At 69.0% G+C, this 1,430-nt stretch carries 1 protein-coding gene; it reads left to right on the top strand.

Annotated elements, in window-relative coordinates:
- Positions 1-1,430, top strand: a 1,430-nt coding sequence (locus HC028_RS26770; protein ID WP_240940810.1) for a methyl-accepting chemotaxis protein, incomplete at both ends; no start/stop codon positions are given.

Raw genomic sequence — 1,430 nt, forward strand, 5'->3', positions numbered from 1 at the left:
TCGCTTCGCCAGCGCTACGCCGACACCCGCATCGGCACCAAGTTCATCGCCACCGTGGCCGCGCTGGTCCTCAGCGTCATCGCGGTGGCCGGCGTCGGCGTGTGGGGCTCGTCCCACCAGTCGGCCGCCAGAGAGCGCGTCAGCCAGCTCAGCACTGTGGCCAGCGAGACCAAGCAGTTGGCGTGGTACAACCTCGACCTCATCGCCTGGCAGGCCTGGTACATCCTGGACGGCTACTACAAGGACCCGGCGACGGCCGCCGACCCGAGCAACCCCAACCGCAAGGGCTACCTCGACGCCGTCACGAGCCTGAACGGCGTACTCGACGGGGTGCACGAGGAGTGGATGAGCCCCGAGCAGAAAGCGCTGATGGCCGAGATCCGCGCGACGTGGAAGGACGTGTACGCCAACGACGACAACATCGTCGCCACGCTGAAGAAGAACAGCCCCACCAGCGCCGCGGACGCGGTGAAGCTCCTCAACGGACCCTCCAACGACCTGTTCGCCAAGCTCACCGTGTCCACCGACAAGCTCGTCGCGTCGGTGAACAAGTCCCGCGCGGAGGCCAACAAGGCCGCCGAAGACACGGCACGGACCGTCCTCATCGCGACCCTCGCCTCGGCGATCACCGGCCTCGCCGTGGGGGTCGCACTGGCGCTGTGGACGTCCCGGCTCATCGTGACCCCGGTGCGTAAGGTGCGCGACCTGCTCGGCCAGATGGCCGACGGCGACCTCACCGAGCCCGTCGAGATCGACACACGCGACGAGGTCGGCCAGATGGCCACCGCGCTGGAGCGGATGCGGGTGTCGATGCGCGACACCGTCGCCCACATCGTCGACACCTCCGGGACCCTGGCCACCTCGTCGCACCACCTGACCGAGGTCAGCGGCTCGATGGCCGCCGCCGCCCAGCAGATGTCGGCACAGGCCAACGTGGTCGCCGAAACCGCCGAGGAAGTGTCGCGCAACGTACAGACCGTCGCCTCCGGCTCCGAGGAGATGGGCTCCTCGATCGGCGAGATCTCACACAACGCCAACGAGGCCGTCAGCGTCGCCGCCCAAGCCGTCGAGGTCGCCGCCGGCACGACCAGCACCATGAGCAAGCTCGGCGAGTCCTCGGCCCAGATCGCCGACGTGGTCAAGGTGATCACCTCGATCGCCGAGCAGACCAACCTGCTCGCCCTCAACGCCACCATCGAAGCCGCCCGCGCCGGCGAGGCCGGCAAGGGCTTCGCCGTCGTGGCCAGCGAGGTCAAGGACCTCGCGCAGGAGACCGCCCGGGCCACCGAGGACATCTCCCGGCGGGTACAGGCCATCCAGGCCGACACCGCCGGCGCCGTGGAAGCGATCGCCGAGATCAGCGCCATCATCGGCCGGATCAACGACTACCAGCTCACCATCGCCTCCGCGGTCGAGGAGCAGTCGGCCAC

The sequence above is a fragment of the Planosporangium flavigriseum genome (assembly GCF_011947225.1).
Taxonomy (GTDB): domain Bacteria; phylum Actinomycetota; class Actinomycetes; order Mycobacteriales; family Micromonosporaceae; genus Planosporangium; species Planosporangium flavigriseum.